Origin of the sequence: Actibacterium sp. (assembly GCF_041584535.1) — a bacterium.
Taxonomy (GTDB): Bacteria; Pseudomonadota; Alphaproteobacteria; order Rhodobacterales; family Rhodobacteraceae; genus Actibacterium_D.
On sequence record NZ_JBFHDW010000110.1, the window covers coordinates 1 to 8112 of the forward strand.

The 8112-nt window shown below is 60.6% G+C and carries 9 protein-coding genes; 8 read left to right on the forward strand and 1 reads right to left on the reverse strand.

The annotated features are described in order from the left end of the window. The 8 genes from ABYW26_RS07210 to ABYW26_RS07245 all read left to right on the forward strand — a co-directional run. Positions 1-1094, forward strand: a 1094-nt coding sequence (locus ABYW26_RS07210; RefSeq protein ID WP_372604099.1) for a glycosyltransferase, incomplete at its 5' end; no start/stop codon positions are given. Positions 1095-1127: 33 nt separating this feature from the next. Beyond that, positions 1128-2033 carry a glycoside hydrolase family 26 protein gene (locus tag ABYW26_RS07215; RefSeq protein WP_372604100.1) on the forward strand — a complete coding sequence of 302 codons (906 nt, stop codon included), beginning with the start codon at positions 1128-1130 and terminating at the stop codon, positions 2031-2033. Between the two features lie 219 nt (positions 2034-2252). Beyond that, positions 2253-2543 carry a hypothetical protein gene (locus ABYW26_RS07220; protein WP_372604101.1) on the forward strand — a complete coding sequence of 97 codons (291 nt, stop codon included), beginning with the start codon at positions 2253-2255 and terminating at the stop codon, positions 2541-2543. 332 nt (positions 2544-2875) lie between these two features. Then, a complete protein-coding gene (phnC, locus tag ABYW26_RS07225) occupies positions 2876-3700 on the forward strand; it encodes a phosphonate ABC transporter ATP-binding protein (RefSeq protein ID WP_372604102.1) in 825 nt (274 codons plus the stop codon). An 83-nt stretch (positions 3701-3783) separates the two neighbouring features. After that, the gene (gene phnD / locus ABYW26_RS07230; RefSeq protein WP_372604103.1) at positions 3784-4689 is read left to right on the forward strand and encodes a phosphonate ABC transporter substrate-binding protein; all 906 of its coding nucleotides are present in this window, start codon (positions 3784-3786) and stop codon (positions 4687-4689) included. 64 nt (positions 4690-4753) lie between these two features. Then, positions 4754-5605 (forward strand): phosphonate ABC transporter, permease protein PhnE, encoded by an 852-nt coding sequence (phnE, locus tag ABYW26_RS07235; protein WP_372604104.1) that lies wholly within the window; start codon positions 4754-4756, stop codon positions 5603-5605. Further along, a complete protein-coding gene (phnE, locus tag ABYW26_RS07240; RefSeq protein ID WP_372604105.1) occupies positions 5605-6924 on the forward strand; it encodes a phosphonate ABC transporter, permease protein PhnE in 1320 nt (439 codons plus the stop codon). Before phnE (ABYW26_RS07235) ends, phnE (ABYW26_RS07240) begins: the two co-directional genes overlap by 1 nt. Before the next feature lie 45 nt (positions 6925-6969). Continuing rightward, the gene (locus ABYW26_RS07245; RefSeq protein ID WP_372604106.1) at positions 6970-7581 is read left to right on the forward strand and encodes a chloramphenicol acetyltransferase; all 612 of its coding nucleotides are present in this window, start codon (positions 6970-6972) and stop codon (positions 7579-7581) included. A 5-nt stretch (positions 7582-7586) separates the two neighbouring features. Here ABYW26_RS07245 and ABYW26_RS07250 read toward each other — a convergent pair. Next, a partial coding sequence (locus tag ABYW26_RS07250) for a GntR family transcriptional regulator (RefSeq protein WP_372604107.1) occupies positions 7587-8112 on the reverse strand: 526 nt, incomplete at its 5' end.

The window sequence follows — 8112 nt, forward strand, 5'->3', positions numbered from 1 at the left end:
AGGCCGCGTTTCACGGTGTGTTTCAGGCCGGATATTCGGCGGCATTGACGCCGATGTGCATCGGCTCGCATTACGCAGTTCGCACCAAGGCGCTGAAAGAGGCGGGCGGGCTGGGGCCGGAACTGGCCGAGGATCATTCGACAACCATGCTGATCTCGGCCGCTGGCTGGCGTGGTGTTCACGCTATTGATGCCATCGCCTATGGTCTGGGTCCGGATACGCTGGCCGATCTGGCGACGCAGGAATTCCAATGGTCGCGGTCGCTGCTGGTGCTGTTGCTGCGCCATTCCCGGCGCTATCTGGCGCAGATGCCGCTGCGGCTGAAGCTGCTGTTTCTGCTGTGCCAGACCTGGTATCTGATTTTCGCCATTTCCATGTCGATGATGTATCTGGTGCCAATCCTTGCGGTGACCTTTGATATCCGCATTGCTGACGTGACTTATCCGGCCTTCCTTGGGCATTCGCTGCCGCCGGTCGGAATCATGATCCTGTTCGCCTATGCGATTCAAAGCGACGGCTTTCTGCGCCCCAAGACCGCCAAGGTTCTGGCATGGGAAAAGGCGCTGTTCCTGATGATGCAATGGCCTTGGGTGCTGTGGGGTTGTTTGATGGCGGTGCACAACTGGATCACCGGAACGTTCGTTGATTTCCGCATCACCCCCAAGGGCGCCGAGATGAACCGGCCGCTGCCGGGCAAGGTCATCGTGGTCTATGCGGTTCTGGCGATTGGCGCGGCGATCCCGGTGCTGTTGGTGTCGGACGTGACCGAGGCCCGCGGGTTCTACCTGCTGTCGCTGTTCAATACGTTTTTCTATTCCGTCCTGCTGGCCGTGGCACTTGGGTCGCAGCTGAGCCGGGCACGGGGCCGATTGGGCACCGCTCGAAAAATACTTGTCCGGGATGTGTCCACCTTAACCCTGATCATAGTGGTGTTTTTCTCAGGGTTTATAATGAGAGCAGAAGAAAGCCTTCATGCGCTGGCGATTGGGCTCGATTCTGTAGGGATAGTGCGTGTGCAGTATGCGGTTTCTGGCGCAGGTATGGGCGGCCCGGACGATATCCGCGTCCGGTTCATTCCATGGTGGGCCGAATAAAGACAGAAACCTCACAACAAGGAGACCTGAACAATGATCCGTAACGTTTCAAAAACACTGAGCAAATTGGCCTCAGCGTCTGCATTGTCCCTTGCTTTGGCGTCGGGCGCTGCGGTGGCTCAGGCCGTTCCGCCGGGCGAGGTTCCGTTCGGCGTCTACGATCCTGACGGCGATTTTGCCCCTCTGGATGGGGTGGTGATCGAACACCTGTTCCTGCCATGGGAGGACGTCTATCTGGACACGCTTTATGACGCGGACGAATACGCGTTTGAGCGCAACCGCGCGCTTCTGGTCACGTTGGAACCCTGGACCTGGTCCCGGAGCGAGCGCAACACAGCGCAATACCTGCGCCGTGGCATCGAGCGCGGTCAATATGATCAGAACATGACCGCCGTCTGCGAGGTTCTGGGCCGGCTGAAAAGCCCGGTCACCCTGCGCTTTGCGCATGAGATGGACGACAAAAGCGGTCAGTTCATCTGGGCCGCGTGGAACCCCGACACCTATATCCAGGCCTATCGCCGGATGATCGACGTCTGCCGCGCCTCGGCGCCGGATATTTCCGTCATGTGGTCGCCGCTGGGCGACGAGGAGATGGCGAAATACTATCCGGGTGACGATTATGCCGACCTGATCGGTCTGACGGTGTTCGGCCTGCAAGCGTGGGATCAGGCGAAATACGGCCATAACCGGTCCTTCGACGAGATCTTCGCGCCCCGCTATGAACGCGCCGCCGCCTTTGGCAAGCCGGTGGTCGTGGCCGAGTTGGGATATGTCGGCAACCTTGATTACGTCGAGCTTTGGAAGAACGCGGTGCGTCAGGTCAAAGACGACTATCCGCAGCTTGTCGGCGTGGTCTATTTCAACTTCCCCGAGGTCTATCCGTGGCCGCAGGGATTCGGCATGCCGGACTGGCGTGTGAAGAACCAAGTGCTGAACTGATCCGGTTCAGCTTGGAAAATCAGGCGCGCGGACCCCGGTTCGCGCGCCTTTTCCATGGGCATTGGTCATATTTCCGCCACTTTACGGCCGCAAAAAAGAAATTGTTGACGGGTTTAATGCGTTTCCGCATTTACCAACGAAACCTCGGCCCCCGACAGTAAGCGCCAGAACGGCCGATCTCCTGTCGAGACCCTATCGAAGCAGTGAAAGGAATTCAGAATGTTCAAAAGCTCCCTTAAACGGTCCGTTCTGTGTTCCGTTGCCGCAGCCGCCGCGTTCGCCATCGCATCGCCGGCTTTCGCCGAAGCGCCGGTTGTGCCGCTGAAGCCCGCGACCACCGCGGTGAAATCGGTGGCTGGCGTCGGCAAGACCCGGTTCGATTGGCTGGCCAAGCGCGACAGCCAACCGCAGGAAGTGGTGCGCGTGTCGCAGAAAGTGTCGCTGGGCTCGGGCAGTTGGGTTTGTTCGCCGGCTGGGTTCGGCCAGAAGTCGCACTGCTACGCCCGCTGATCCGGGTTTAGCCGGACAGATATTATCCCACATCTGAACCGAAAACCCCCGGCAGGCCGGGTTTCCGGTGCGTCGTGCCGCCCCTGTCACGCAGGAGCGACCAAGGCCGTCAAGGACATGCCGCTCTGGCATCGGCGCCGATCTTAGGGCGGGAAAGCCCTGATCTTTTCGCGCCTTAGCTGGCGCCGCACCTGCATTTTCCCCTCCAAAAGCGCGATGTACCCCCGGTCCCGGGTCATGCCCGGCTGTGATTGTCACAAAACCATAGTCGGACTGTCACGTTTGTTTTTGGGAATCGCCCTTATTTCGCCGCAGGCTTTAAGGGGACGAAAATGCTTGTTGTCGAAAACGTGACGAAGACTTTCGGGACCAGCACTGCTGTCGATCGCGCGTCATTTCGCGTCGAAAAGCCCCGGATGATCGGCATCATCGGCCGCTCGGGCGCCGGGAAATCCACGCTGTTGCGCATGGTGAACCGCCTGACCGACGCGACCTCGGGCGCTTTGTCGTTCGAAGGGCGCGACGTTCTGAAACTGACCGGACATGCCCGGCGCGCGTGGCAATCCGATTGTGCAATGATTTTCCAGCAGTTCAATCTGGTGCCGCGCATGGATGTGGTGTCGAACGTGCTGCATGGCACTTTGGGCCGCCGCTCGACGCTGGCCACCATGTTCAACCTGTTCCCGACCGCTGACGTCCACAAGGCCATCGACATTCTTGAGCGTCTGGGCATCGCCGAGCACGCCGCCAAGCGCGCCGAGGCCCTGTCGGGCGGCCAGCAACAGCGCGTCGCCATTGCCCGCGCCCTGATGCAGGACCCCAAGATCATCCTTGCGGACGAATCGATCGCCTCGCTTGATCCGATGAACGCCCAGACCGTGATGGAGACCCTGCGCCGCATCCATGACGAGGACGGGCGTCTGGTCATCGCCAACCTGCATACGCTGGATACCGCCCGCCGCTATTGCGACCGGATCATCGGGATGCGCGACGGGCGGATCGTGTTCGACGGCACGCCTGCGCAGCTGACCACCGGCGTTGCCCGCGACATCTATGGCGCTGGCGCAGATTTTTCCGAAGCCGCGACCTCGACCGAGATCCGCGACCATCCGCCGATCGACCGCGAAAAGGTCCGTATCGCCAAGGTCACGGCATGAGGCGCCGCGCCCCGAGGTTTTTCCCGACAACCTTTCTGCCCGCAAAACCGAAAGCCTGCGGGTTTCAACGACTGGAGAGAACGATGAATAAACTACTTGCTGCCGCACTTGCGACCACCGCTTTGGCGGGTGCCGTCAATGCCGAGGGTATTGAAGGCTTTAACATCGGCATTCTGGGCGGTGAAAACGCTCAGGACCGTCTGGCCAACCACGAATGCCTGAAAAACTATGCCGAAGATGCCTTGGGCGTTCCGGTGAAACTGTTTGCCCCGGCCGATTATGCCGGTGTGATCGAAGGCCTGCTGGGTGGCACGCTTGACATGGCGTGGCTGGGGGCCTCGGGCTATGCCAAAACCTATCTGACCGACCCCGACGCGGTCGAGCCGGTTCTGGTCAAGGTCAACGAAGACGGGTCGATCGGCTATTACTCGATCGGGTTCGCGCGCAAGGACAGCGGCATCACCTCGCTGGACGATATGAAGGGCAAAGTCTTTGGCTTTGGCGATCCGAACTCGACCTCGGGCTACCTGATCCCCTCGATCGAGATCCCGCAATACAAAGACGGCATCACCATGGAAAGCGGCGCTTATTTCGGTGAAGTCAAATTCACCGGCGGCCACGAACAAACCATCGTCGCCGTGAACAATGGCGATATCGACGCCGGCGTGACCTGGGCCGATGGCCAGGGCGAATGGGAAGACGGTTTCAACTCGGGCGCCCTGCGCAAGGCGGTTGATGCCGGTCTGATCGACATGAACAACCTGACCGAGATTTGGCGCTCGAAAGAGATCCCCGAAGGCCCGGTTGTTCTGCGCAAATCGTTGCCCGCCGATGTCAAAGCCAAGATGACCGCGCTGATCGACGGCCTGTATGAAACCGACAAGGAATGCACCTACAACATTTCCGCCGGTGAATCGCTGGGCTTCAAACCGATCACCCATGAAAACTACCTGTCGATCATCGCCGCCCGTAAGGCGAAATCGAACTAAGCGCAGGTTGCAAAGCCCAAGCCTCGCCGCAGTTCGCGGCGGGGCTTTTTTCAGGGACACCCCAATGGCCTATGTCGAACAGGATTTTCGCGCGCAGTATCTGGCGCTGGTAAAGCGCAAGCGGATGTATGGCGGCATCATGTTTGCAGTGTTCGCGCTGCTGCTTGTTTCAGGGTTCATGCTGGCCGACAGCCGCAACGCCGGCGGGTTCTGGGACGGCATTCTGAACATTTTCGATTTCCCCGCCGATGTCTGGGCCGATACCGTGCCCAAGCTGGATCAGTTGCCCGGGCATTTGCTGACCTATTTCCCGGCGCTGGTCGAGACGATCAACATCGCGGCGGTTTCGACCTTGGTGGGCGCGATCCTTGGCACGGTTCTGTCGATGCTATCAACGCGCGGTCTGGCGCGCTGGCCGCGGCTGATCCCGCTGTTCCGGCGGATCATGGATATCATGCGGGCGGTGCCCGAGATCGTGATCGCGCTGGTTCTGATTTTCATTCTGGGCGGAGGCCCGATGCCCGCCGCGATCGCGATTGCCTTTCATACCTCGGGCGCGCTGGGCAAGCTGTTCTCGGAAGTGAACGAAAACGCCGATCTCAAGCCGGTTGAAGGGCTGTATTCGGTTGGCGCCACATGGGGACAGCGCATGTATCTGGGCATCGTCCCGCAGGTCGCGCCGAACTATTTCAGCTATGCGCTGTTGCGCTTTGAAATCAATATCCGCGCCTCGGCCATTCTGGGGTTCGTCGGCGCGGGCGGCATCGGATACGAGTTGAAGAACGCCATGTCCTGGGGGCAGGGCAAATATGACGAGGCCGCCGCGATCTTTATCCTGCTTCTGGCCACGATCACCCTCTTCGACCAACTGTCCGGCCATATCCGCAATCACCTTGTCGGAAAGCGAGGCCGCTAATGCCCACCGATGTCATCGCCGGACCCAGCCTGAAACACGACATTGACCGGCTGTTCCTGCGGAAAAAACTGGTTGCTCTGGCCGCGCCGGTTCTGGTGATCGCCTATCTGGTCTATGTCTTCTTTGCCTTTGATATCATGGGGCTGGCCGCGCGGGCGCGTCTTGATAATGCCGCGATCCTTGTGTCTGACATGTATAGCTATAAAACCCATGTCACCCGTGACAACCGCAGCGGCAAGACCTCGGTCGCGATCGAGGGCGAACGCAAGGGTGCTTATCCGGACGGGCAGGGGCCGGATTGGGTTACATTCGCCGGTCAGACCACGCTGATCGACCTTGGCGCGGGCTATGAGGTCAGCTTTCTGCCCGAGAACCGGCTGTCGGTGATCGTGCCCGGCTATGGCGAGATCACGGCCTATCTGGACGGTCGGTTGATCGTGACCAATCTGACCGGCGAAGTGCCCGACTGGATCAGCCTGTCGGAAACCCGCATGACCATCACCACGGACGAGGGCCGGATTTCCCTGACCCGCAGCAAGACCGAGGTGTTTAACTATTTCACCGGCTGGGAATTGTTCTTTTTCACCCTCGACAGCCCCTATTACGGGACGTCGTTGACTGACATCCTGTTTGGCGAACGGATTGATCCGGCGCGGCTTAATATCGTCGGGGCGGCGCAGGATTTCTGGCACAACAAGATGTGGGGCCATTCGCAGGTCGCCTGGGCGCTGTTTGAAACCGTGCTCATGGCGTTTCTGGGCACCTTCGGCGCAGCAATCATCGCGCTGCCGCTGGCCTTTCTGGCAGCCAGGAACTTTGCCCGGCTGCAAAGCATCCGCTTTGCGCTGCGCCGCGTGTTCGATCTGTTCCGAGGCATCGACGGCCTGATCTGGACGATCATTCTGTCCCGCGCCTTTGGTCCCGGCCCGTTGACCGGGGCGCTGGCGATCCTGCTGACCGACACCGGATCGTTCGGCAAGATGTTCTCGGAAGCCCTTGAGAACGTGGATGGAAAACAGATCGAGGGTGTTGCGTCGACCGGGGCGGCGATCCCGCATCGCTATCGCTTTGGGGTGATCCCTCAGGTGACGCCGGTGCTGCTGAGTCAGGTTCTGTATTTCTTCGAATCCAACACCCGCAGCGCCACCATCATCGGGGCGATCACCGGTGGCGGTATCGGGCTGTTGCTGACGCAGGCGATGATCACCCAGAAGGATTGGGAAGAGGTCACCTATTACATCATCCTCGTGGTGCTGATGGTGATGGCGATGGACAGCGTTTCGGGCTGGCTGCGCCGCAAGCTGATCAAGGGCGCCTGACGCGCGGGTCCGGGCGGTTTTGCCGATATAAAAGGAATGTCTGACATGACCAAACTGGGGGTCGAGCCGCTGATCCATGACGGGGTGCATCTGCATGAGGTGACTTGCGGGAAATTCGTTGAAATCGGCGAAGGCAGCCGCGTGCTGTTCACCGAATTCGGCGATTATTCCTATTGCGACCGCTACGCCGAGATCGCCAACGCCCGGATCGGCAAATTCGCCAATATCGCCGCTTTCTCGCGGATCGGTCCGACGGATCACCCGATGAATCAGGCCTCGCTGCATCACTTTCTGTATCGCTCGAACGACTACTGGCCTGACGCGCCGCTGGATGAGGCGTTCTTTGACCATCGCGCCTCGCGGATCGCCCGGATCGGGCATGACACCTGGATCGGCCATAACGCTGTCATCAAGCCCGAGGTCACGATCGGCCACGGCGCGGTTGTCGCGGCCTCGGCGGTGGTGACCAAGGACGTCGATCCCTATTCCATCGTCGCGGGTATCCCGGCCCGGCCGCTCCGCGAGCGGTTTCCGCGCGCCATTGCCGACCGGGTAATGGAACTGGCGTGGTGGGATTGGGACCATGACACGCTGCGGGCGCGGTTAGAGGATTTCCGCAATCTGCCGATCGAGGCCTTTCTCGAAAAATACGCCTGAGTGTCTCAGGCGCTGGACACGGTCAGCGTCACCCGCGACCCGGCAAAGCAGGTGATGCCGTATTCAATCGGGGTGCCATCCGCCGTGACGTTGACCGCCACCGAGCGCAGCACCGGATCGCCCTCGCGGATGCCAAGATGCAGGGCTTCGGTGGCGCTGGCCAGTTCAGCCGAAATCCGGGTGTCGCGGCGGGTGTAATCGGCGACGCCGTTGGCGGCCAGCGCCTGCGTGACCGAGGTGACCGTCGCGAATGTGCGGGCGATACCGGGCAGGCGGTCGGCGGGAAAGATGCTTTCGAAATGCGCCAGTGTGGCTTTGCCGGACATCGACAGCCCCTCATAGACCGTGACCCGGTCGCCGGGGGTCAGGCGCAGCGCCGTGGCTTCGGTGGCATTGCAGGCGCGGGTCTCGATGCGAAGCGGGTGCTTGTGGGCCAGCCGTCCGGTGGCCTCGATATTGCGATGAAAACGGGTGCGCTTGCCGATCGGGTAATCGGTGGGGGCGAGGCTGACAAAGACCCCGGCACCCCGG